Here is a 23154-nt window from a genome sequence, read left to right as displayed (position 1 = left end):
GGTCGTAGCTGAGATCAGCCCTACACCACTACTGCCCTGCGCTGCACAAACCGATCTACATATTCATCCGCCGGCGAATGCAGAATCTCTCGCGGCGTGCCGACCTGGATCAGCTGGCCGTCCTTGAGGATCGCGATGCGGTTGCCGATGCGCACGGCCTCGTCGAGGTCGTGGGTGATAAACACGATGGTCTTGTGCAGGGTCTTTTGCAGCGCCAGCAACTGGTCCTGCATTTCCGCGCGGATCAGCGGGTCGAGGGCGCTGAAGGCTTCGTCCATCAGGATGATATCGGTGTCCGCCGCCAAGGCCCGGGCCAGGCCCACACGCTGGCGCATGCCGCCGGAAAGCTGGTGCGGGTATTTATGCTCGTAGCCCTTGAGCCCCACGGTATTGATCCAGTGCAGCGCCCGTTCGCGACACACCGGTTTGCTCTCGCCACGGACCTTCAAGCCGTAGGCGACGTTGTCCAGCACGCTCTTGTGCGGTAGCAGGCCAAAGCTCTGGAACACCATGCTGATCTTGTGCCGACGAAATTCTCGCAGGCCGTCCTTGTCCAGTTGCAGGATGTCTTCACCGTCCACCAGGATCGCGCCGCTAGTCGGGTCGATCAGCCGGTTGAAGTGCCGCACCAGGGTGGATTTGCCAGAGCCGGACAGGCCCATGATCACGAAGATCTCGCCACTGGCGATGCTCAGCGACAGGTCGTTCACCCCGACCACGCAGCCGGTTTCGGCCAGCACCTGGTCTTTGCTCTTGTTCTGGCGAATCAGCGCCAGGGCATCCTTGGAGCGACTGCCGAAAATCTTGAAGACGTTTTTGACTTCGATCTTGCTGATGGCCGCGTCACTCATTTGCTCACCTCATGCCGGGGGCGGCCATAGGCCTGGGTAATGCGGTCGATGACCACGGCGAGAATCACGATCGCCAAGCCGGCTTCCAGGCCGCGCCCGACGTTGAGGGTCTGGATGCCGATCAGCACGTCCTCACCCAGGCCACGGGCGCCGATCATCGAAGCGATGACGACCATCGACAAGGCCATCATGGTGGTCTGGTTGATCCCCGCCATGATGCTTGGCAGGGCCAGGGGCAGTTGCACGCCAAACAGCTGTTGCCAGCGGTTGGCGCCAAAAGCGTTGATCGCCTCCATCACCTCGCGGTCGACCTGGCGAATGCCCAGATCGGTCAAACGAATCAAGGGTGGCGCGGCATAGATCACCGTGGCGAAAATCGCCGGCACCTTGCCCAGGCCGAACAGCATCAACACCGGGATCAGGTACACGAAACTCGGCATGGTCTGCATGATGTCCAGCAACGGCATCAGCACCGAACGCAGGCGATTACTGCGCGCAGAAAGAATGCCCAGCGGAATGCCGATCAACACCGAAATGCCGGTGGCCACCAGCATCAGGGCCAGGGTCTGCATCAGCTTGTCCCACAACCCCACCGCACCAACCAGAAACAGCAGGCCAACAATCACCGCCGTGGTCACGACCTTACGAGTGGCGTGCCAGGCAATGCCACCGATGATGGCCAGCATCAGCCACCAAGGTGCCATGCGCAGCAGGCCTTCGAGGTTGACGATGGCCCACAGCAAGGTGTCGGCGATCTGCCGGAACACATCGCCATAATTGGTCACCAGCGAGTCCACCCAACTATTGACCCAGTCGGCGATGGAGAAGGTAAGGCTTTCGGGAAACATAAAAGACTCTCGAACAAGGGGATGCAGTGAACGTCCCGGCCAGCCCTTCGGCTAGCCGGGGAGGCCTCGACCTACAGAGCCGCGTCGATTTTCTTGGCAGCGTCTTCGCTGACCCAGGCGTGCCAGATTTCAGGGTGTTCCTGCAGGAAAATCTTCGCCAGTTGCGGCGACTCGATCCGCTCCTTGGCCATGCGCCCGAGGTTCTGGTTGAGGATATCGATAGGCAGGTTGACCTTTCCCAGCACCGCCACCAGTTCCGGGGCTTCGTCGTGGAAGGTCCTGGACAGGCCGACCTTGATGCTCACGCTTTTATCCACGCCGGGTTTTTCTTCCAGCTTCACCAGATCGACCTGGCCCATCAGCGGTGTGGGCGACCAGTAATAAAACAGGATCGGTTCGCCACGCTTGTAGCTCGACAGCACAGCCGCATCCAGCGCCGGGCCGGTGCCCGGGCGGAAGTTGGTGTAGGTATTTTCCAGGCCATAACTCTTGAGCATTTCGCTGTTTTCCAGCTCACAGGTCCAGCCGGCCGGGCAGTTGTAGAAGCGGCCCTTGGCCGGTTCTTCCTGGTCCTTGAATACGGCGGCGTACTGGCCCAGGTCAGCGATATTTTTCAGGCCCGGCGCCTTGGCTTCGAGCTTGCGCTCGGCGTCGCCTTCGATCACGTAACGCGGCACGTACCAGCCTTCGATGGCACCCACGACCGGGGCACCGACGCCCACCACTTTGCCGGCCTTCTCAGCCTTGTTCCAGACTTCACTGCGGCCGACCCATTCTTCGGCAAACACCTGAATGTCGTTGCTACTCAGGGCGTTCTCCATGGTGATGGAGTTACCCGGCAGGCTGTCGGTCTGGCAGCCATAGCCTTTTTCCAGCACCACTTGCATGACGTCGGTCAGCAGCATGCCGCTTTCCCAATTCAGGCCAGCGAACTTCACCGGTTTGCCCGACTCGCACCAACCCGCCGCTTGCGTGGCGCCAGCGCCGGCCAGCAGGCCCATGGAAAGTACCGTGGTCAGCAGGGTCTTGTTCGATTTCATTGTGTGACGCTCCTAATCATTGAGTTGGCTTACGGCAGTCAAGAGGCCCAGATCAGCCCAGGCAGTGGGCTGCGCTTTCTACGGCGGTTGCACGTGGACAGCGATCCAGACGCACACGCCCTATTTGTATATACAATAATATGCAATCTGACGGCCAACTCTTGAAAAAGCAGCCACGGCGCGATGAGAAATGGCGGCAAGCCCAGTCGCTCAAGGGTCAGCGAGGCAGAGAAACCGTCTGCAGGGGATTTTTAGAGGGGAGATCGGGGTAACAGAAGCGTGGCATTGCGCCACGCTGGGGCATCAGGCAACAAGTTGGTGCGCGGAGAAAATGGCGAGACAGGCCTTTTGTGGCGCGTGGGGGGCTTAGCCCCCTCACCACAAAGCCAAATAAAGCTGAAGTCAGTAGGCAGTCAGCTCGATCACGCAGCATTGGCCGCGGGTGGATATCTCCAATAAATCGGTGTTGCCGCTCAGTTGCCAGCAGTCATAAAGGCCCAGTTCAGCGGCGGCCTCGCCCACCTTGATGGCCAGCCCAGGGTCCACGCTGAATACCAGCAGCGTACCTGCCTCACTGAAAGATCGCTGCTCGCCCGCCATCCACTGCAACCGTGCGCGGTAACGCTGCGGCGCATAGATCAGGTTGAAGTCGCGGATCGGCCCACCCAGTAGCGTGCAAGACACCTGGCTCTCGCCACTGAATGCAAAAGGGTCCAGAGGGTGCAGCGCGCGCGTGGTCTGGCCATCGACCGTCAGGGTCATGCCGTCGCCCTGCAAGACGCTGATGATTCGCTCATAACCGGCGAACGTGGAGAATCCGCCCGACTCCGCGATGTCGGCGATCGACAACCGCCAACCGAAACCGTCCAGACCGCTGCCTGCGTCGCGGGTAATTTCCTCGGTGCTGCCGCCACCGTTTTTCCATGGCATACGCGGGTAATCCGTCGCGCGTAAAACCTGTATCTGACTCTTCATTTATGAGACCGACCTTTCAGACGATGACGGGAACCGGGATGGATCAGGCAAGCGGTAACGCGCTGGCCAGTTTCCATTGCCGATCTGCTGGGTAATCATCTGATTGACGCGGGCAGACGAAATCGGCGAGGCGACTCCCCAGCTCGGCGAATGGATGGCCGCTAGCTGCCGGAGTTTACCGAGCAGGCAAACATCTGTATATGTATATACAAATGAAACGCAACGAGGTTGAATCATGCCCGCCTTCTTTGCCGAATGCGCACTCCTGCCTAGTGGATGGGCCAATGATGTACGTCTGGAAGTCAACGCCGACGGCATCCTGACCCAGGTTCAGGCCAACTCCCACAAAGACGCTGCCGAACGGCTGGACGGACCGCTGCTGCCGGGTATGCCGAACCTGCACTCCCATGCCTTCCAGCGCGCCATGGCTGGGCTGGCGGAAGTGGCGGGCAATCCCAACGACAGTTTCTGGACATGGCGTGACTTGATGTACCGCCTCGTCGGCAAGATCAGCCCCGATCAGCTCGGCATCATCGCCCGCCAGCTGTACATCGAAATGCTCAAGGCCGGTTACACCTCGGTCGCCGAATTCCATTATGTGCACCACGATACCGACGGCACGCCGTACGCCGATCCGGCGGAGCTGGCCCTGCGTATCAGCCACGCCGCCAGCGCCGCCGGCATCGGCCTGACGCTGCTGCCGGTGCTCTACAGCCACTCCGGCTTTGGCGGCCAGGCGCCCAATGACGGGCAACGGCGCTTTATCAACAGCAGCGACAATTACCTGAAGCTTCAGTCACGCTTACAGCCAATCCTGACCGCGCAGCCGTCTCAGGCGCTGGGGTTGTGTTTCCACTCCCTGCGCGCGGTAACCCCCGAGCAAATCCAGGAGGTCCTGAGCGCCAGTGACCGCCAGTGCCCGGTGCATATCCATATCGCCGAGCAGCAGAAGGAAGTCGACGACTGCCTGAACTGGAGCGGTGCCCGGCCACTGCAATGGCTGTACGAAAACACCGCAGTGGATCAGCGCTGGTGCCTGGTCCACGCCACACACGCCAACCCGCATGAAGTCAGCCTTATGGCCCAAAGCAAAGCGGTTGCCGGCCTGTGCCTGACCACCGAAGCCAACCTGGGCGACGGTATTTTTCCGGCCGTGGACTTCCTCGCCCAGGGCGGACGGCTGGGCATCGGTTCCGACAGCCATGTGTCGCTAAGCGTGGTGGAAGAGTTGCGTTGGCTGGAATATGGCCAGCGCCTGCGCGACCAACGACGCAACCGCTTGTATCGAGCAGACCAGCCGATGGTCGGCCGCACGCTGTTTGATGCGGCACTGCAGGGTGGTGCCCAGGCCCTGGGGCAAGCGGTCGGCGCCCTGGAAGTCGGCAAGCGCGCCGACTGGCTGGTGCTCGATGGCAAGGACCCCTACCTGGCCACGGCCAACGGCGACGGGATCCTCAATCGCTGGCTGTTTGCCGGCGGCGATCGTCAGGTGCGCGATGTGATGGTGGGCGGGCGCTGGGTGGTGCGTGACGGGCATCACGCCGGCGAAGAGGAAAGCGCCCGGGCCTTTACGCAGGTTCTGCGCGATCTGCTCGGTTAACCGCCACGGATCATCGCCGAAGCAAAAGGCTATGAGCCAATTGATGCTGCATGGGGCGAGCAGCACGAGCAGCTGGGTAGGGTGCGCCGCGCGCACCAAGGGTCTACAGCCTGCGCCGGTGCGCACGGCGCACCCTACGAGCTAGGGCTCCACCGTTAAGCTCCAGCACCTGAACACAAAACCAGGCCATCGCCAAACCAAAGCCCCAACGGGTTCGGGGCGTTTGCTTTGATCATTTCCCGTAAGTCTGCCGCCCCCAGGCCAGTAAGCCCTCCAGCAATTCCCTGAGCACCACCTGGGTCGGCGTCGCCAGATCCGCGCGGTAGTTGAACGGCTCGAACTCTTCCATATAGGTGCTCTGACACAGCTCCAGTTGCACCGCGTGGATGTCCTCGGCAGGGTGGCCATAGTGCCGCGTGATATGTCCGCCCTTGAAGCGCCCGTTGAGCACGTGGCTGAACTCGCCGTGCCGCGCGCAGATGGCTTCAAGCTGCTGGGCCAGGGTCGGATCGCAGCTGGCACCGTTGAAGGTGCCGAGGTTGAAGTCCGGCAACTTGCCGTCGAACAGGTGCGGGATCAGCGAACGGATCGAGTGCGCATCGAACAGCAAGGCATAGCCGAACTCGGCCTTGAGCCGCGCCAGCTCCTGTTCCAGGGTCTGGTGGTACGGCATCCAGATCTGCTGCAGATAGGTCGCGCGTTCCTCGGCGGAAGGCTCCAGCCCTTCGCGAAACAACGGCACGCCATCGAACAGGATCGAGGGATACAAACCGGTGGTGGCACCGACATACATCGGCGTGTCGTCGGCGGGACGATTCAGGTCGACGACGAAGCGTGAATACTCAGCGGCCAGGGTGCTGGCCCCCAGCTCGGCGGCGAACGCGTAGAGCCGAGGGATATGCCAGTCGGTGTCCGGCAGGCTTTGCGCAGCGGGGATCAACCCGGCCTGCACCGTCGGGGTCAGGCGCAGGCCGGCGTGGGGCATGCTGATCAACAGCGGCACGCGCCCTTGCTTGAAATTCAGGACCTTCTCCACAACCTTCTCCTCAATCGATTTCGACGCCGTGACGCACGACGCGCTTTTCCAGATCGCCACCCAGCCAGTACGCCAGATCGGCCGGCCGCTCGATCTGCCAGGCAACAAAGTCCGCCACCTTACCGGCCTCCAGCGAGCCGTGGCTGTCGGCCATGCCCAGGGCCAGGGCTGCATGAATCGTCGCCCCGGCCAAGGCTTCTTCAGGGGTCATGCGCAAGCAGGTACAGGCCATGTTCAACATCAAGCGCAACGACAGCGCGGGCGAGGTACCGGGGTTAAGGTCGCTGGCCACGGCCATCTTCACGCCGTGCTTGCGCAGGGCGTCCATAGGCGGCAGTTGGGTTTCCCGCAGGAAATAGAACGCTCCTGGCAACAGCACTGCGACCGTGCCGGACGCGGCCATGGCCTTGGCGTCGTCCTCGGTCATAAACTCCAGATGATCCGCCGACAGCGCCTGATAACGGGCCGCCAGGCTTGAGCCATGCAGCGACGACAATTGCTCGGCGTGCAGCTTCACCGGCAGGCCAAGCTGTTGTGCGGCCACGAACACCCGCTCGACCTGCGCCGGGGAAAACGCCAGGTACTCGCAAAAGGCATCCACCGCATCCACCAGCCCTTCGGCAGCCAGGGCTGGGAGCATCTCGTTGCAGATGTGCTCGATGTAGTCATCGGCGCGCTCAGCGTACTCCGGCGGCAAGGCGTGAGCCGCCAGGCAGGTGCTGCGCACGCTGACCGGCAGTTCGGCTGCGAGGCGACGGATAACCCGCAACATCTTGCGCTCGCTGGCCAGATCCAGACCATAGCCGGACTTGATTTCCACCGTGGTCACGCCTTCGCGCATCAGGCTTTTAAGGCGTTTGGCGGCGCTGGCGAACAGTTCATCTTCGCTGGCGGCCCGGGTCGCGCGCACGGTACTGGCAATGCCGCCACCGGCCGCCGCGATCTCGGCGTAGCTGACGCCTTGCAGGCGCTGTTCGAATTCGCCGCTGCGGTTGCCGCCAAACACCGTATGGGTGTGGCAGTCGATCAGCCCCGGCGTGACCCAGGCCCCCTTGAGGTCATTGACTGCCAGGTAGTCTGCGGCCGGCAACTCAGCCCGCGGGCCGATCCATTGAATAAGCTCGCCCTGGGTGACGATGGCGGCGTCTTCGATGATCGAGTAAACGCCCTGGGCCATGGTCGCGGCGTGGCAGTTTTGCCAGAGGGTTGTCATCGCGATGCCTCCCTGTTGGATTGGATAATGAGCGCGCAGCCAGAAGCTGCCGAAAGCCGCGCGCTCTTGAGCGCTTACAGGCTCGGTAACAGGTTCGCCGGGACCAATTCATTCAGGCAGCGGCTCGCCAGCAACTCGCTCGCAGCCTCGATATCCGGGGCGAAGAAGCGGTCTTCCACGTAGTACGGCACCTGCGCGCGCAGCGCCTGGCGCGCCTGCTCGAGCAACGGCGAGCTTTTCAGCCCTTCGCGGAAATCCAGGCCCTGACAGGCACCCAGCCATTCGATGGCCAGTACACCACGGGTGTTGGCGGCCATTTCCCACAGACGCTTGCCGGCCGCCGGGGCCATGGACACATGGTCTTCCTGGTTCGCCGAGGTCGGCAGGCTATCGACGCTGTGCGGGTGGGCCAGGGCCTTGTTCTCGCTGGCCAGGGCGGCAGCGGTGACCTGGGCGATCATAAAGCCGGAGTTGACCCCGCCATTGGCCACCAGAAACGGCGGCAGCTGCGACATATGTTTGTCCATCATCAGCGAGGTGCGGCGCTCGCTCAGTGCGCCGATTTCGGCGATGGCCAGGGCGATATTGTCGGCGGCCATGGCCACCGGCTCGGCGTGGAAGTTGCCACCGGAAATCACATCGCCTGCGTCGGCGAATACCAGCGGGTTATCCGACACCGCATTGGCTTCCACTGCCAGTACGTCGGCGGCCTGTCGCAGCTGGGTCAGGCAGGCACCCATCACTTGCGGCTGACAGCGCAGCGAGTACGGGTCCTGCACCTTGTCGCAGGCTTCGTGGGAGCGACCGACTTCGCTGCTCTCTCCGAGCAGATGACGATAGACCGCCGCCGCGTCGATCTGCCCACGCTGCCCCCGCGCGGCATGGATGCGCGCATCAAAGGGCGCACGCGAACCCAGCGCAGCCTCGACAGTCAGGCCGCCGCAAACGGTTGCCGCCGCAAACAGATCCTCGGCCTCGAACAACCCGCGCAATGCATAGGCGGTGGATACCTGAGTGCCGTTAAGCAGGGCCAGGCCCTCCTTCGCGGCCAGGGTCATCGGCTGTAGACCAGCGATGGCCAATGCCTCGGTTGCCGGCAGCCACTCACCGCGATAACGCGCCTGACTTTCACCGAGCAGCACCAGCGACATATGCGCCAGCGGCGCGAGGTCGCCGGAGGCACCGACCGAACCCTTGAGCGGAATATGCGGATAGACCTCGGCGTTGATCAGGGCGATCAGCGCCTCGATCACCTGGCGGCGAATGCCGGAGAAGCCGCGCGCCAGGCTGTTGACCTTGAGCAGCATGATCAGCCGCACCATGGCGTCATCCAGCGGCGCACCGACGCCGGCGGCATGGGACAGCACCAGCGAACGCTGCAGTTTCTCCAGGTCTTCATTGGCGATGCGGGTCGAGGCCAGCAGGCCGAAACCGGTGTTGATGCCGTAAGCGGTCCGGCCTTCGGCAATAATGCCGTTGACGCAGGCGACGCTGGCTTCGATGGCCGGATAGGCCGACGCCGCCAGGCTCACGCGCAACGGTGCCTGGTAGGCGGCGCGCAGTTGGGCCAGGGTCAACTGGCCAGGGGTAATTTCGATAGTCGACATAACTGAATAGCCTCAGGATTCGAACTGGGGAAGCTGCTCACGCAGCGCTTCCAGGTTTGTTTGATTGCGCAGCACCTCATAGGTGGCACGTATATCCAGATGCAGCGGGTGCTCCTCCTCGTAGAAGACCACATGCTCGCGCAGTAACTGCCAGGCACGCCCGGTGCCCTGGCCAAAGGGTCGGTCCTCGATAAAGTCGAAGGCCTGGCTGGCGAGCAGGTACTCGATGGCCAGCACATGCAAGGCATTATCCAAAGCCTTATCCAGCTTCAGGGCCGCGCTTTCGCCCAGGCTGAGATGGTCTTCTTGCAGCCCGGAGGTGAGGAAGTTGTCGGTAACCGCCGGCAGCGCCAGGCGCTTGTTGTCCGCCACCAATGACGCCGCGCTGTACTGGACGATCATCATCCCCGACTTGACGCCGCTGCCGTGGGTCAGAAACGGCGGCAGCTTGTTCGCCTGCGGGGTAACCAGACGGAAGCTGCGCCGCTCGGAAATACTGCTCCACTCGCAGACGGCAATCGCCAGCAGGTCGCAGGCCATCGCCACTGACTCGCCGTGGGGGTTGGCCTGGGAAATCACCCGATAGCTGCCGTTCTCCTTGACCACCAGCGGGTTGTCGGTGGCTGAGTTGAGTTCGCAGACAATCTGCTTGGCCGCGTGTTGCAACTGATCACGGCAGGCGCCCTGGACCTGGGGAATAGAACGCACGCTCAGAGCATCCTGCAGATGCTCGCCCTGGCAACGCTCGATCACCCGGCTGCCCTGCAGCAGATGGCGAAGATTGCTCGCGCTTTGCTGCATGCCCAGGTGCGCTTTGCGCTGGATCGCCGCCACGCTGATGGCATCCAGCTGGCCGCCGAGGGCTTCGAAACTCATCGCTGCGATGATATCGGCCCAGTCGGCCAGCGCCGTGGCGTCGGCCAGGGTCAGGCAGGCCAGCCCGGTCATCGCCGGGGTGCCGTTGACCAGGCTCAAGCCGTCCTTCGCGCCCAGCTCGACTGCGGGCATGCCGATGGCATCCAGCGCCGCCTGAGCAGTCACCCGCTGGCCGCGAAACTCGACCTCACCCTGCCCCAGCAACGCCAGGCCGATATGCGCCATATGCGAGAGGTAGCCGACCGACCCCTGGGCCGGCACCAGCGGCACAATGTCGTGGTTGAGCAGGTTCAACAGGCCTTCCACCACCTGCGGGCTGACGCCTGAATAGCCGTGGCTGTAATTGACCACCGCGCAGCAGATGATCGCCCGCACCTGCTCGGCGCGCAGCGGCGCACCGATACCGCAGGCATGGCTCATCAGGGTGTGCCGGGACAATTTCTGCAGCTCGCTCGGTGCCAGCACCACGCTGCACAGCGCGCCCAAGCCAGTGTTGATGCCGTAATGCGCCTTGCTTGAACCGGCGATGGCAAGAATCGCCGCCCGGGCGTCCTGCACCCGCGACCAGGCTTGCGTTGAAAGCGTCATCGGGCGGCGATCGCGGGCCACCGCGACCACGTCCTGCCAGGCGATAGGGCCATCGCCAATCAGCACTGCCTCAACCGACTTACTCATGGACCACTCCCCTCACTTGCTCTTGCTCGCCAGCCGCGAAGACAAATACCCGGGCCGCTGAGGCCACAATCAGAATGAACACGAACAGCACAGTGAAGCCACCCGCCGCCGCCAGGTACTTGATCCCCTCGACGCCCTGGGCGCCGCCACCGAAGGCCACCATGATGTAGGCAATGGCCGCGATGGAAACGCCCCAGATAACCTTCTGCCGCTTCGGCGACTCTTCATCCGCACGGATGTCGTGGGTGCAGATCGAGGCGATGGTCGAGGTCATGGAATCTGCGGCGGTGGCGAAGGAAATGATCAGGGTAAAAATCGCCAGAGGCACCAGAATCACGGCCAGCGGCAGGTTCTGCAGGAAGCCCCAGAGCCCGGAGACTGCGCCGTTTTCGGTGACGATTCGCACCAGGTCGAGGGTGCCGTCCATCTGCCATTTGATCGCCGAGCCACCCCAGATGGCGAACCAGACGATGCCGAACAGCGACGGCAGCACCCAGTTGATGATCAGAAACTCGCGCAGGGTGCGGCCGTAGGAAATACGCGCGAGGAACAGCCCCATCAGCGGCGCGTAGGCAATCCAGATCGACCAGTCGTACATGGTCCACCAGGTCACCAGGGCCTCGCCGCCGGACTCCTTGGTATCGAACGACCAGAGAAAGAAGTTGTTCAGCCAGTAACCAAAAGCAGTGGTCGACAGGCTGAAGATGTAACTGATCGGGCCGATGATCAGCAACACGATCACAAAGGCGTAGAAGATGTAGGCGTTGACCGAGGAAAGAAACTGGATACCGCGTTTGAGCCCCGACAGGGCGGAGGCGATAAACACCACGGAAATGATCAGCGTCAGCACCAGCCAGGTCACCGGCGTCGAGCGGATGCCGTACTGCGACTCGATACCCGAGCCGATCAGCGCCAGCCCGGCGCCGAGCGAGGACGCCAGGCCCAAGGCAATCGCCAGCACCGCCACCACGTTGATCAGTGATTTGACCCACGGCCGCTCGCCATGCCGGCCGAGCACCGGCGCCAGAGCCGAGGAGATGGAGAACGCCTGTTTTCGGTTGTAATGCATATAACCGATCATCAGGCCCACCACCGAATACATGGCGTAGGGGATAAAGCTCCAGTTATGGAAGCTGCGCGCCAGGGCGAAGACCGCCGCCTCGGCACTGCCGGCGGCGAAGGATTGGTTGCTGATTTCGCCGTAGACATTGCCCAGGTAGATGATCGGCTCATTCACCGAATAGGTGACCACCCCGGTGGCAATCCCACCGGTCAGGGCCATGGCGAAGGTCGAGGCCATGGAAAACGCCGGCTTGGCCTGCGCCCCGCCCAGGCGAATATCACCGGCCTTGGAACAGAAGATATACGCGGTTACCGCCAGCGCCGAGAACGCCAGTAGCTGATAGAGCCAGGCGAAGTCGGACAAGGAAAAATAGAAGATTTTCTTGGCCACGCTGACCAGCGCCGCGTTGTCGACCAGACCGACGATTACGGCGAGAAGAATGATGCTAAATGCGGGGATAAAGACCCCGGCATTCAGGCGCTTACGGCTACTTGTATTCATTATTGCCGGCCCTCTGCAAACTGCACTCGGTAGAAGCGCAGGCTCGGCGCGAGCCCTACTCGCCGCGCCGAACCCGCTCTTTCAGCTGGTTAACGACCACCCAGCATCGGTAGGTCGAGACCCTGCTCGCGGGCGCAATCGGCAGCAATGTCATAACCGGCATCGGCGTGACGCATCACCCCGGTGCCCGGGTCGTTGCGCAGCACGCGGCCGAGACGGGCGCGGGCTTCTGTCGTGCCGTCGGCGACGATTACCACGCCGGAATGCTGCGAGTAACCCATGCCGACGCCGCCACCGTGGTGCAGCGACACCCAGGTCGCGCCGCCTGCGGTATTCAGCAGGGCGTTGAGCAGCGGCCAGTCGGAGACCGCGTCGGAGCCGTCCTGCATGGCCTCGGTTTCACGGTTGGGGCTGGCCACCGAGCCGGAATCCAGATGGTCGCGGCCGATCACGATTGGCGCTTTCAGCTCGCCGCTGGTGACCATGTCGTTGAAGGCCTGGGCCAGGCGCGCACGGTCTTTCAGGCCGACCCAGCAGATACGCGCCGGCAGGCCCTGGAAGCTGATGCGCTCACGGGCCATGTCCAGCCAGTTGTGCAAGTGGGCGTCATCCGGGATCAGCTCCTTGACCTTGGCGTCGGTCTTGTAGATGTCTTCCGGGTCGCCGGACAGCGCCACCCAGCGGAACGGGCCAATGCCCTGGCAGAACAGCGGACGGATATAGGCCGGGACGAAACCGGGGAAGTCGAAGGCGTTTTCCACGCCCTCCTGAAGGGCCATCTGGCGGATATTGTTGCCGTAGTCGAAGGTCGGCACGCCCATCTGCTGGAAGGCCAGCATGGCGCGCACATGCACGGCCATGGACTGCTTGGCGGCCTTGACCACCACGGCCTCCTCGGTTTTGCCGCGGGCCACGTATTCGTCCCAGCTCCAGCCGGCTGGCAGGTAGCCGTGGCGCGGGTCGTGGGCGCTGGTCTGGTCGGTGACCATATCCGGGCGCACGCCGCGGCGTACAAGCTCCGGCAGAATCTCCGCAGCGTTGCCGCAGAGGGCGATGGACACGGCCTTGCCTTCGCTGCAGTACTTGTCGAGTCGCGCCAGGGCGTCGTCCAGATCACTGGCCTGCTCATCGACATAGCGGGTCTTCAGGCGGAAATCGATACGGCTCTGCTGGCACTCGATGTTCAGCGAGCAAGCGCCGGCCAGAGTCGCTGCCAATGGTTGCGCGCCGCCCATGCCGCCCAGGCCTGCAGTCAGCACCCACTTACCTTTGAGGTTGCCGCCGTAATGCTGGCGACCGGCCTCGACGAAGGTTTCATAGGTGCCCTGGACGATGCCCTGGCTGCCGATATAGATCCAGCTGCCGGCGGTCATCTGGCCGTACATGGCCAGGCCCTTGGCATCCAGCTCGTTGAAGTGCTCCCAGGTGGCCCAGTGCGGCACCAGGTTGGAGTTGGCCAGCAGCACGCGCGGCGCGTCCTTGTGCGTCTCGAACACGCCAACCGGCTTGCCGGATTGAATCAGCAGGGTCTGGTTGTCTTCCAGGCGGGTCAGCACTTCGACGATCTTGTCGTAGCACTCCCAGTTGCGCGCGGCGCGGCCGATGCCGCCATACACCACCAGCTCCTTGGGGTTCTCGGCCACGTCCGGGTCGAGGTTGTTCATCAGCATGCGCAGCGGCGCTTCGGTCAGCCAGCTTTTGGCGGTCAGCGTGGTGCCACGGGCGGCGCGGATTTCGGTGTCACGGAAAAGGCTCATAGCAGGCTCCTTATCAACAGATCGTCAGGTGCGGGCGGCTTACAGCCAGCCCATGTAGAGCGCCAGGTAGCCCAGCGGAATGCTGAACAACAGGCTTAAGAACGTGCGCTGCAGCCAGACCAGCAACAGGTCGCGCAGACGCAGGGGAATTCGCGTGGCCAGCACGCAGGGAATCGAGGCCGAGAGAAACAGCACGCTGCTCACCGAGACGATGGCAGTGACGAACTTGACCAGCAGGTCGGCGTCTTTCAGCAACATGGCCGGCAGGAACATCTCCGCCAGGCCAGAAGAAATGGCGCGGGCCACCTGCATCGGCTCATTCAGGCCAAACAGCCAGGTCAGCGGGTAGAACAGCATGCCGAGGGCATCGAACAGCGGGGTGTATTTGGCGGCGAGCAAGCCAAGCAGGCCGACGGCGAGAATGCTCGGCAGAATCGCGGCGGTCATGCGCAGGCCATCGACAAAGGTCTCGCGCAACGCGCTAAGCAGCGAGGGCGCACTGGCCGCCTGGCTCAGCCCGGCCCGCCAGGCGCTGCCGATACGGCTTTCGCCTGCTTGCAGCTGCGGCTCGGGACGGCTTTCGCTGGGCAGACGCGACAGCGGGTAGATGCGCGCACTGACGGCGGTAACGGCAAAGGTCACCAGCATCGCGCTCCAGAAATACAGGTTCCAGACTTCCATCAGGCCAAGGGTCTTGGCGATGATCACCATAAAAGGCGCCGACACCGTGGAGAAGCCGGTGGCGATAATCGCCGCCTCACGCACGCTGTAATGGCCCTGCTGGTACATGCGGTCGGTGATCAACAAGCCCACCGAGTAGCTGCCCACGAACGAGGCCACGGCATCAATCGCCGACTTGCCCGGGGTGCGCCAGATCGGCCGCATCACCGGCTGCATCAGCACGCCGACCAGTTCGAGCAGGCCGAAGCCGATCAGAAACACCAGGGCCAATGCCCCCAGCGGCACGATCAGCGCCAGGCTGAGTACCAGCTTGTCGAACAGGAACGGCAGCATGCCCGGCTGGTACAGCGCTTCAGGCCCGACACGGAAGAGATAGGCGACACCGATCAGCAGACCGAACACCTTGAGCACGCTGAATACGGTGCGGGTCAGGTCGCCGCGCCAGCTGCCGCTAAGCCAGGGCTGCAGCGCGCCGTAGAGCATAAACAGCATGGCAATAGTGATCACCAGCGGCCGCGCATGGGTTTGCAGGGCGCTGGCGGCATGGTCGAGAAGGATGGTCGAGCGCCCGCCAATTTCGAAGGGTACGAAAAACAGCAGCAGGCCGATCAGGCTGTAGCCGAGCAACCGGGCCAGGGCACGGCCCTTGGACATGCCGGTAAGTGTCGAGATCTGTTCAGACATAACCGCTCTCCACACGCAATGAACGGGGTGCCGGGCTGCAGCCTTGGCAATGCTGGGTGAAGGCAGTCATCTGTGCATTCCTCTGGATTTATTGTTGTCAGGGAAGTGGCCAACGATCGCTTATCCGGAGTTGCTCTCCAGAGCAGTCACGCCCTTGCGCAGCAACATGTCCCAGCCAGCGTCGCCACCCCCGAAGATGCACGGCTCGCGCCAAAGCAGGCGCAGAGCAAACGAGGATATGAAACGCTCTTTGAACCAAATTGTATATACAATAAAATTCGACCCACTTGCCGTCAACCCCATTCGTCAGCAAAGAATGACCGCCACGCAACAACCGTCATATCCAAGGGCTAAGGCATACACCGGGATGGCTGTTCAGCGGCAAACCAACGGCAGCGTCCAGCACGCACAGGCCCATGCGAATGCATGGCGCTAATGTATATACATAAAATCCGCCAGCATCAGCACTGGCGAGTGAAGGCATGGCTTTGTAGGGTGCGCCGTGCGCACCGCAGCAGCCACGGGGCCTTGGTGCGCGCGGCGCACCCTACAACAGGCTTGCGCGCCTTCAGCAGCGCAGCGGCACAAAAAAGCCCCGGCTGTTTAGGCCGGGGCTTGGGTTGACTGCAGCGCGGTTAGAACTGTGCAGCATCCAGCAGGTACAACGACTCACTGCCGGCTTTAACCGAAGCGGTCAGGGAATGGATGCGCGGCAACAGGCGCGCAAAGAAGAACCGCGCGGTGCCCAGCTTGCTGACGTAGAAGTCGTCCTGATCCTGCTTGGCCAGGGCGGTGCGCGCCATCAGTGCCCACATGTAGGCGTAGGCGGTGTAGCCGAACACCTGCAGGTACTCGACCGAGGCAGCGCCGACTTCATTCGGGTTGGCCTTGGCGCGCTCCAGCAGATCGCTGGTCATCAGCTCCAGATTGGCGATGGCATCTTTCAGCGGATTGACGAACTCGGCCAGCGAGGCGTCGGCGCTGTCGGTGAAGGCTTTGATCTCGTCAGCGAAGTGTTGGTAGAACGCCCCGCCGCTGCCGACCACTTTACGGCCGACCAGGTCGAGGGCCTGGATGCCGTTGGTGCCTTCGTAGATCTGGGTAATACGGCAGTCGCGCACCAGCTGTTCCTGGCCCCACTCGCGGATAAAGCCATGGCCGCCGAAAATCTGCTGCCCATGCACGGTGGTTTCCAGCGCCATGTCGGTGAGGAAGGCCTTGGCCACCGGGGTCAGCAGCGCGACCAGTTCATCGGCGCGCTTGCGGGTGGCGGCATCTTCACTGTACTTGGCGGTATCCAGCTGCATCGCCACATAGCTGGAGAAGGCACGCCCGCCCTCGTTCAGCGCCTTCATGGTCAGCAGCATGCGCCGCACGTCGGGGTGCACGATGATCGGGTCAGCGGCTTTGTCCTTGGCCTGCGGGCCGGTTGGCGCGCGGCTCTGGATGCGCTCACGGGCGTATTCGACCGCGCTCTGGTAGCTGCGCTCACCGAGGGCCAGGCCCTGAATACCGACGCCCAGACGCTCGTAGTTCATCATGGTGAACATGGCGGCCAGGCCCTTGTTCGGCGCATCGACGATCCAGCCGGTGGCGCCGTCGAAGTTCATCACGCAGGTGGCCGAGGCCTTGATACCCATCTTGTGTTCGATGGAGCCGCAGCTCAGGGCATTGCGCTCACCCAGGGAGCCGTCGGCATTGACCATGACCTTGGGCACCAGAAACAGCGAAATACCTTTCGGGCCAGCCGGCGCGTCGGGCAGCTTGGCCAGCACCAGGTGGATAATGTTCTCGGTCAGGTCGTGCTCGCCGCCGGTGATAAAGATCTTGGTGCCGGAAATCTTGTAGCTGCCGTCGGCCTGGGGTTCGGCCTTGGTGCGGATGATGCCCAGGTCGGTGCCGGCGTGGGGCTCGGTCAGGCACATGGAGCCTGCCCAGACGCCGGCGTACATGTTCGGCAGGTACTGCGCCTTCAGCTCTTCGCTGGCGTGGTTGAGGATCGACAGGCAGGCGCCGGCAGTCAGCATCGGGTACAGGCCGAACGACAGGTTGGCCGAGTTGACCAGCTCCTCGACCTGGGCGCCGATCACCTTGGGCATGCCCATGCCGCCAAACTCCGGGTCGCCGCCCACGCCTACCCAGCCGCCTTCGGCGTAGGTGCGGTAGGCCTCGACAAAGCCGGCCGGGGTACGTACGGCCCCCTCGTGCCAGCTGCAGCCTTCTTCGTCGCCGCTGCGGTTGAGCGGCGCGATGCTGCCAGCAGCAACCTTGCCGGCTTCTTCGAGAATAGCGCTGGCGGTGTCTTCATCCACCACCTCGGCCAGGGCCGGCAACTGGGCCCACAGCTTGGAAACCTCGAATACTTCATTGAGTACGAAGCGCATGTCGCGCAGCGGAGCCTTGTAGTCAGCCATGAACCTATCCTCGAACGAACCAGCGGATTTGCTGCAGTGCCCAGAGTCTACCCGAACAACTTTTAAGACACATAGGGTCGCGTTGTGACCGGCAAACCATAAAGTGTTCCAGTGCATTGAACGTAAAAGGCCCGCCGAAGCGGGCCCCTAAAAGCCGACGAACGGTCAAACGCCGAAGTGCGCGGCCGGCAACGCCATCATGCAGTCACTACCGGCATCGGCTGCCGCCAGGTGCGCCGCGGTGCGCGGCAGCACGCGCTTGAAGTAAAACGCGCAGGTCGCGAGTTTGGCCTGGTAAAACGCCGCATCGCCGCTGCCAGCGTCCAATTGCGCCTGCGCCACCACCGCCATGCGCAGCCAGAAATACGCCAGGATCACGTAGCCGGAGAACATCAGGTAGTCGACCGACGCAGCACCAACTTCATCGGGATTGTTCATCGCCGCCATGCCGATACGCTGGGTCAACTCACCCCACTGGCGGTTGAGCGTCGCCAGCTCGGCCACCTGTGCAGCCAACTGCGGATGTGCGCCCTGGGCTTCGCAGAATTTATGGACGATTTTGGTGAAGCCGCGCAGCAGCTTGCCCTGGCTACCCAACACCTTGCGCCCGAGCAGGTCGAGGGCCTGAATGCCGTTGGTACCTTCGTAAATCAGGGCGATGCGGCAATCGCGAACAAGCTGCTCCATGCCCCACTCGCGGATATAGCCATGGCCGCCGTACACCTGCATGCCCAGGTTGGTCACCTCCAGCCCGCTCTCGGTCATAAAGGCTTTGCAGATGGGCGTCAGCAGCGCCAGCAGGCCTTCCGCCTCGGCGCGCTGTTCGGCCTCAGCGGCACCGTGGGCCTGGTCGATCAGTTGCGCAGTGAAATAGGCCAGGGCGCGATTGCCCTCGTTGAGCGCTTTCATGGTCAGCAGCATACGGCGCACGTCGGGGTGCACGATGATCGGGTCGGCAACTTTGTCCGGCGCCTTGGCACCGGTCAGGGCGCGCATCTGCAGGCGGTCGTTGGCGTAGCGCAACGCGCCCTGGTAGCTCACCTCCCCCAGGCACAGGCCCTGCATCCCGGTGCCGAGGCGTGCATGGTTCATCATGGTGAACATGCAATTGAGGCCCTTGTTCGGCTCACCGATAAGAAAACCGGTGGCCTCGTCAAAGTTCATCACGCAGGTGGCTGAGGCCTTGATGCCCATTTTGTGTTCGATGGAGCCGCAGCTCAGGCTGTTGCGCGCGCCCACCTCGCCCGTGGCCGTGGGCAGGAACTTGGGCACGATAAACAGCGAGATGCCTTTGGTGCCCGCAGGCGCATCCGGCAGCTTGGCCAGCACCAGATGGACGATGTTTTCGCTCAGGTCGTGCTCGCCGGCGGAGATAAAGATCTTCGTGCCGCTGATCGCGTAGCTGCCGTCGGCCTGGGGCACGGCGCGGGTCTTGATGATGCCCAGGTCGGTGCCGCACTGCGGCTCGGTCAGGCACATGGTGCCGGTCCAGCGGCCTTCGGTGAGCGCGGTCAGATAGGTCTGTTTCTGCGCTTCGCTGCCGTGGGCGTGGATCGCCGACATGGCGCCGTGGGTCAGGCCGGGGTACATGCCCCAGGAGGTGTTGCTGGCGCCGACCATTTCGCTGATCAGCAGGCCCAGCGAATGCGGCAGGCCTTGGCCGCCGTAGGTCGGGTCGGCGGCGAGGCCATTCCAGCCGCCTTCGACGTACTGGGCAAAGGCTTCCTTGAAACCCTTAGGCGTGGTCACCACGCCGTTGTCGAACTGGCAGCCCTCTTCATCACCGCTGCGGTTGAGCGGTGCCAGCACCTGCTCGCAGAACTTGGCGCCCTCCTCGAGAATCGCCTCCACCATGTCCGGCGTCGCATCATGGGCGCCGATGGCGGCATAGCTGCCGGGAAAGTCGAATACGTCGCTGATCAAAAAACGCGTGTCGCGCAGCGGGGCCTTGTAGTCAGGCATGATCGTTCTCCGTTATCAGGCGCGCAAGGCGCGAAGGTAGACCCCGAGCCTGTACCTCTGCGCCTGGCAGAACAACGACTGTGCGTGCGCTGAATGCGGCGCCATAAACCAGCTTGGTCAGTGCCGTATGCGCACGGCCCCACGCCCCTGGCCCTGGCTGCGCACGCAATTGCGCCCGGCACTCTTGGCGCTGTAGAGGGCCTTGTCGGCGGCCTTGATCACCGCCTCGGGCTGGCGCGCCTCACCACGCTCGGCGACGCCGATGCTGATGGTCACCGACACCTGGCTGGCGCCACTGCCGGCGCGCTTCTGCCGGCCCTGCAGGTCGTCCTGGGGGCGGCTGTGCTTGTCGCGCAACTGCAATGGATAGTCCTGAATCGCCTGGCGCACCTGCTCCAGATAAGGCAGGCACTGCTCCAGGGTGCGACCGGGGAATACCAGAGTGAATTCCTCGCCGCCGTAGCGGTAGGCGCGTCCACCGCCGCCGACCTTGCGCAGTTGTGCGGCGACCACACGCAGCACCTGGTCGCCGACATCGTGACCATGGGTGTCGTTGAATTTCTTGAAGTGGTCCACGTCGGCCATGGCGATCACGTAGCTGCGCCCCAGGCGTTGCAGGCGCTCATTCAGCGCGCGGCGCCCCGGCAGCCCGGTGAGCTCGTCGCGAAAGGCCATTTGGTAGGCCTCATGGGCCACAGCGGCCACCAGCATCAGCATCACCAGGCTGCTGACCACATGCAGGGCGAAGGGCAGCAGAAAGATTTTCGGCAGCATCCACAGCACGCCACACAGCCCGAGAATCTGCGCTGCATGCAGCGGCCGTGGCGTGCGCAGGTACTGCACCAGCATGCCCAGCAGCGCAAGGGCGAACAACGGATAGGCCAGTTGCACCAGGCTCATCCACTGGCCGTGCAGGCTGGGCCAGCGAATCGTGACCAGCCACTGGGTCAGCGCCTCTGGGTAGCGCTCGGCCAGCGCCACACTGAGGGCCGCCACTGCCAGCAATACGGCGGCGCGAGCGACCAGGTCCTGAACCAGATGGGTGCGCTCCTGCCACAGCGCATACAACCCATACAGCAGCGGCAACAGCAGGCTACTGAGGTGGAACACCAGCGCCGCATCCGCACGAACCTGGCCCTGCGCCCGGTAGTGGTCGAGCTGGGTGTCGAGCACGTAGTAAGCGCCGTAGAGCACCAGCAACAGGAACAGCTCGCGCTGACGGCCATAGACCAGGCAGAAGGTGCCGCCGAGCAACAGCAACAGCGTGGGCAGGACATTGAACAGTGCCGTGAAGAAGTCGTTGAGCTGTACCAGGCTGCCAGCCAGCAGCGCACCGCCGAGCAGCAACACGGACGGCAGGAAGTGGCTCAGGCGCACAGCGGCAAGGCGCGACATAGGGCTCCGAATAGGGCACGGCATTCAGGCTGGCATTCTGCCTGCTTCGCAGCGCCTTGGCATCGACCAAGCGCGCACTTTCAGCGACCGTTCGCCGGCGCATAAAAAAACCGCTGCCGAGGCAGCGGTTCTTGGTACAGCAGCGGCTGTTAGTAACCCAGCGCGAAGTTCTCTTCCTGCATATCCATCAGGTTGTTGGCACCCGAGAGGATGGCTTCAACATGCATGCGGGTACGCGGCAGGATGCGCCCGAAGTAGAAGCGCGCGGTCTGCAGCTTGGCGGTGTAGAACGCCGCGTCGTCAGTACCGGCAGCCAGCTTCTCGGCAGCCAGGCGGGCCATGTCGGCCCAGAAGTAGGCCAGGCAGGCGTAGCCGGAGTACATCAGGTAGTCGACCGATGCCGCGCCGACTTCCTCACGGTCCTTCATGGCCGCCATGCCGATCTTCATGGTCAGCTCGCCCCACTCCTTGTTCAGCTTGGCCAGTGGCGCGACGAACTCGGCGACGTCGGCGTTGCCTTCGTTGGTCTGGCAGAACTTGTGCACGATCTTGGTGAAGCCCTTGAGCGCTTCGCCCTGGGTCATCAGCACTTTACGGCCGAGCAGGTCGAGGGCCTGAATGCCGGTGGTGCCTTCGTACATCATGGAGATGCGGCAGTCGCGCAGGTTCTGCTCCATGCCCCACTCGGAGATAAAGCCGTGGCCACCGTAGATCTGCATGCCATGGGAAGCGGCTTCGAAACCCACTTCGGTCATAAAGGCTTTGGCGATCGGCGTGAGGAAGGCCAGCAGCGCATCGGCGGCTTGCTTCTCGGCTTCGTCCTGGCTGTATTTGACGATGTCGACCTGCTTGGCGGTGAAGTACACCATCGCGCGGTTGCCTTCGGCAAAGGCCTTCATGGTCAACAGCATGCGACGCACGTCCGGGTGGACGATGATCGGGTCAGCCGGCTTGTCCGGTGCTTTCGGGCCAGTCAGCGAACGCATCTGCAGACGCTCACGGGCGTATTTCAGGCCGCCCTGGAAGCCCAGCTCAGCGTGGGCCAGGCCCTGCAGAGCAGTACCCAGACGTGCAGTGTTCATAAAGGTGAACATGCAGTTCAGGCCTTTGTTCGGCGGGCCGATCAAAAAGCCGGTGGCGCCGTCGAAGTTCATCACGCAGGTGGCGTTACCATGGATACCCATCTTGTGCTCGATGGAGCCGCAGGTCACGGTGTTGCGCGCGCCCACTTCGCCGTCGGCGTTGGGCAGGAACTTCGGCACGATAAACAGGGAAATCCCCTTGGTGCCGGCCGGTGCATCGGGCAGACGCGCCAGGACGATATGGACGATGTTCTCGGCCATGTCGTGGTCACCGGAGGAAATGAAGATCTTGGTGCCATTGAGCTTGTAGCTGCCGTCGGCCTGGGGGTCGGCCTTGGTGCGCAGCATGCCCAGGTCGGTGCCGCAATGCGGCTCGGTCAGGCACATGGTGCCGGTCCACTGACCCGATACCAGTTTGCTCAGGTAGGTGTGCTTGTGCTCGTCGGTGCCGTGCTCGGCGATGGTGTTCATGCAGCCGTGCGACAGGCCGGGGTACATGCCCCAGGACCAGTTGGCGGTGCCGACCATTTCGCTGACCGCCAGGCCCAGCGACTCAGGCAGGCCCTGACCGCCGTGCTCAACGTCATGGGCCAGGCTCGGCCAGCCGCCTTCGACGAACTGTTGGTAGGCTTCCTTGAAACCGGTCGGGGTTTTCACGCCTTCGGCGGTCCAGGTGCAGCCTTCGGTGTCACCCACACGGTTCAGCGGAGAGAGCACCTGCTCACAGAACTTGGCGCCTTCCTCGAGGATGGCGTCGACCATGTCGGGGGTGGCGTCTTGGCAGCCAGGCAGGCTCTGATAGTGCGCTTCGTAGCCGAGCAACTCGTCACGAACGAAGCGAATATCACGCAAGGGGGCCTTGTAATCAGGCATAGCGGTTAACCTCTGCGGTGG

At 63.0% G+C, this 23154-nt stretch carries 16 protein-coding genes; 1 reads left to right on the top strand and 15 read right to left on the bottom strand.

The window, feature by feature from the left end; all coding sequences use genetic code 11:
- Positions 1–20 precede the first annotated feature (20 nt).
- From BMW49_RS16910 to BMW49_RS16895, 4 genes are all read right to left on the bottom strand, one after another.
- Positions 21–851: a quaternary amine ABC transporter ATP-binding protein gene (locus BMW49_RS16910; protein WP_069519299.1), complete on the bottom strand. Its 831-nt coding sequence runs from the start codon at positions 849–851 to the stop codon at positions 21–23.
- Complete coding sequence (locus tag BMW49_RS16905) at positions 848–1699, bottom strand: ABC transporter permease (RefSeq protein ID WP_069519300.1); 852 nt, start codon at positions 1697–1699, stop codon at positions 848–850. The genes BMW49_RS16910 and BMW49_RS16905 overlap by 4 nt, the downstream gene beginning before the upstream one ends.
- A gap of 71 nt (positions 1700–1770) precedes the next feature.
- Positions 1771–2739 (bottom strand): ABC transporter substrate-binding protein, encoded by a 969-nt coding sequence (locus BMW49_RS16900; RefSeq protein ID WP_069519301.1) that lies wholly within the window; start codon positions 2737–2739, stop codon positions 1771–1773.
- A gap of 402 nt (positions 2740–3141) precedes the next feature.
- Positions 3142–3714, bottom strand: a complete 573-nt coding sequence (locus BMW49_RS16895) for a HutD/Ves family protein (RefSeq protein WP_069519302.1) — start codon at positions 3712–3714, stop codon at positions 3142–3144.
- 235 nt (positions 3715–3949) lie between these two features.
- Here BMW49_RS16895 and BMW49_RS16890 point away from each other — a divergent pair, with 235 nt between their 5' ends.
- Positions 3950–5314, top strand: coding sequence for a formimidoylglutamate deiminase (locus BMW49_RS16890; RefSeq protein WP_069519303.1), 1365 nt, complete (start codon positions 3950–3952; stop codon positions 5312–5314).
- Positions 5315–5546: 232 nt separating this feature from the next.
- Here the strand turns inward: BMW49_RS16890 and hutG are convergent, their stop codons facing one another.
- The 11 genes from hutG to BMW49_RS16835 form a co-directional block, all read right to left on the bottom strand.
- Positions 5547–6350 carry an N-formylglutamate deformylase gene (gene hutG, locus BMW49_RS16885; RefSeq protein ID WP_069519304.1) on the bottom strand — a complete coding sequence of 268 codons (804 nt, stop codon included), beginning with the start codon at positions 6348–6350 and terminating at the stop codon, positions 5547–5549.
- A 10-nt stretch (positions 6351–6360) separates the two neighbouring features.
- Positions 6361–7563 carry an imidazolonepropionase gene (gene hutI, locus BMW49_RS16880; RefSeq protein WP_069519305.1) on the bottom strand — a complete coding sequence of 401 codons (1203 nt, stop codon included), beginning with the start codon at positions 7561–7563 and terminating at the stop codon, positions 6361–6363.
- A gap of 74 nt (positions 7564–7637) precedes the next feature.
- On the bottom strand, positions 7638–9170 hold the full coding sequence (gene hutH / locus BMW49_RS16875; protein WP_069519306.1) for a histidine ammonia-lyase: 1533 nt from the start codon (positions 9168–9170) through the stop codon (positions 7638–7640).
- A 12-nt stretch (positions 9171–9182) separates the two neighbouring features.
- Positions 9183–10721: an HAL/PAL/TAL family ammonia-lyase gene (locus tag BMW49_RS16870; protein ID WP_069519307.1), complete on the bottom strand. Its 1539-nt coding sequence runs from the start codon at positions 10719–10721 to the stop codon at positions 9183–9185.
- Positions 10714–12285: a BCCT family transporter gene (locus BMW49_RS16865; protein WP_069519308.1), complete on the bottom strand. Its 1572-nt coding sequence runs from the start codon at positions 12283–12285 to the stop codon at positions 10714–10716. The genes BMW49_RS16870 and BMW49_RS16865 overlap by 8 nt, the downstream gene beginning before the upstream one ends.
- An 89-nt stretch (positions 12286–12374) precedes the next feature.
- Positions 12375–14042: a urocanate hydratase gene (gene hutU, locus BMW49_RS16860; protein WP_069519309.1), complete on the bottom strand. Its 1668-nt coding sequence runs from the start codon at positions 14040–14042 to the stop codon at positions 12375–12377.
- A gap of 39 nt (positions 14043–14081) precedes the next feature.
- Positions 14082–15407, bottom strand: coding sequence for a YjiH family protein (locus BMW49_RS16855; protein ID WP_069519310.1), 1326 nt, complete (start codon positions 15405–15407; stop codon positions 14082–14084).
- Between the two features lie 635 nt (positions 15408–16042).
- The gene (locus tag BMW49_RS16850) at positions 16043–17821 is read right to left on the bottom strand and encodes an acyl-CoA dehydrogenase C-terminal domain-containing protein (protein ID WP_069519311.1); all 1779 of its coding nucleotides are present in this window, start codon (positions 17819–17821) and stop codon (positions 16043–16045) included.
- A 165-nt stretch (positions 17822–17986) separates the two neighbouring features.
- Positions 17987–19783, bottom strand: a complete 1797-nt coding sequence (locus tag BMW49_RS16845) for an acyl-CoA dehydrogenase C-terminal domain-containing protein (RefSeq protein ID WP_069519312.1) — start codon at positions 19781–19783, stop codon at positions 17987–17989.
- Positions 19784–19900: 117 nt separating this feature from the next.
- Positions 19901–21178, bottom strand: a complete 1278-nt coding sequence (locus tag BMW49_RS16840) for a GGDEF domain-containing protein (RefSeq protein ID WP_069519313.1) — start codon at positions 21176–21178, stop codon at positions 19901–19903.
- A 149-nt stretch (positions 21179–21327) separates the two neighbouring features.
- On the bottom strand, positions 21328–23133 hold the full coding sequence (locus BMW49_RS16835) for a phenylacyl-CoA dehydrogenase (RefSeq protein ID WP_069519314.1): 1806 nt from the start codon (positions 23131–23133) through the stop codon (positions 21328–21330).
- Positions 23134–23154 lie beyond the last annotated feature (21 nt).

Origin of the sequence: Pseudomonas cuatrocienegasensis, from assembly GCF_900110925.1 — a bacterium.
Taxonomy (GTDB): Bacteria; Pseudomonadota; Gammaproteobacteria; order Pseudomonadales; family Pseudomonadaceae; genus Aquipseudomonas; species Aquipseudomonas cuatrocienegasensis.
The sequence above is the reverse complement of the archived record's forward strand: the minus strand, read 5'-3'. Positions and strand labels throughout refer to the sequence as shown.

What these genes read in the sequence shown, in the direction of transcription:
- hutH (WP_069519306.1), bottom strand. Translation starts at nt 9,170, where the DNA reads ATGTCGACTATCGAAATTACCCCTGGCCAGTTGACCCTGGCCCAACTG.
- BMW49_RS16840 (WP_069519313.1), bottom strand. Translation starts at nt 21,178, where the DNA reads ATGTCGCGCCTTGCCGCTGTGCGCCTGAGCCACTTCCTGCCGTCCGTG.
- BMW49_RS16835 (WP_069519314.1), bottom strand. Translation starts at nt 23,133, where the DNA reads ATGCCTGATTACAAGGCCCCCTTGCGTGATATTCGCTTCGTTCGTGAC.
- BMW49_RS16865 (WP_069519308.1), bottom strand. Translation starts at nt 12,285, where the DNA reads ATGAATACAAGTAGCCGTAAGCGCCTGAATGCCGGGGTCTTTATCCCC.
- BMW49_RS16910 (WP_069519299.1), bottom strand. Translation starts at nt 851, where the DNA reads ATGAGTGACGCGGCCATCAGCAAGATCGAAGTCAAAAACGTCTTCAAG.
- BMW49_RS16845 (WP_069519312.1), bottom strand. Translation starts at nt 19,783, where the DNA reads ATGCCTGACTACAAGGCCCCGCTGCGCGACACGCGTTTTTTGATCAGC.
- BMW49_RS16890 (WP_069519303.1), top strand. Translation starts at nt 3,950, where the DNA reads ATGCCCGCCTTCTTTGCCGAATGCGCACTCCTGCCTAGTGGATGGGCC.
- BMW49_RS16855 (WP_069519310.1), bottom strand. Translation starts at nt 15,407, where the DNA reads ATGTCTGAACAGATCTCGACACTTACCGGCATGTCCAAGGGCCGTGCC.
- BMW49_RS16870 (WP_069519307.1), bottom strand. Translation starts at nt 10,721, where the DNA reads ATGAGTAAGTCGGTTGAGGCAGTGCTGATTGGCGATGGCCCTATCGCC.
- hutU (WP_069519309.1), bottom strand. Translation starts at nt 14,042, where the DNA reads ATGAGCCTTTTCCGTGACACCGAAATCCGCGCCGCCCGTGGCACCACG.
- BMW49_RS16895 (WP_069519302.1), bottom strand. Translation starts at nt 3,714, where the DNA reads ATGAAGAGTCAGATACAGGTTTTACGCGCGACGGATTACCCGCGTATG.
- BMW49_RS16850 (WP_069519311.1), bottom strand. Translation starts at nt 17,821, where the DNA reads ATGGCTGACTACAAGGCTCCGCTGCGCGACATGCGCTTCGTACTCAAT.
- BMW49_RS16905 (WP_069519300.1), bottom strand. Translation starts at nt 1,699, where the DNA reads ATGTTTCCCGAAAGCCTTACCTTCTCCATCGCCGACTGGGTCAATAGT.
- hutI (WP_069519305.1), bottom strand. Translation starts at nt 7,563, where the DNA reads ATGACAACCCTCTGGCAAAACTGCCACGCCGCGACCATGGCCCAGGGC.
- BMW49_RS16900 (WP_069519301.1), bottom strand. Translation starts at nt 2,739, where the DNA reads ATGAAATCGAACAAGACCCTGCTGACCACGGTACTTTCCATGGGCCTG.